This is a genomic window from Polaromonas sp. P1_G1 (assembly GCF_056405595.1).
The window spans coordinates 1-404 of sequence record NZ_JBFUBU010000237.1; the positions used below are offsets into that span (position 1 = coordinate 1).

At 61.6% G+C, this 404-nt stretch carries 1 pseudogene; it reads right to left on the reverse strand.

The window, feature by feature from the left end:
- Positions 1-122: 122 nt before the first annotated feature.
- Positions 123-404: pseudogene (locus AC1D1Y_RS26645) on the reverse strand (hypothetical protein); the annotation flags it as partial.

Sequence of the window (404 nt, forward strand, 5' to 3'; positions counted from 1 at the left end):
CTATAGGCCTATTTCACTTATAAACAGGCCTTTCCAGCTTGCGAAAGATGCGGAAAAAGCCGCGAATGCAGTGCACTCTAAAGGCGGCTCTTCAAAACTCAAAAGAATAAAAAGTTGATTCTTTAGATCAAAAACATCGTAGGGCGTGTGCTCTCGCGGTAGGCGTGCCAGCCCAGCCACCAGAACACCGGCACAAACAGCAGGAACAGCGCCTGCAGCCCCACCACCGTGCCCAGCGTGCCACCCAGCAGCCCGCCGATGAAGCCGCCGCAGGGGCCAGCCAGCGCACTCAGGCCCGACACCCGGCCGCGCCCCAGGCGCGCGCCTACGTGGGCAAACTGGGTGAGCGTGTGCATCTGCAGCAGCCCCAGGCCCGCGCCCAACACCACGCCGCCCACCCACAG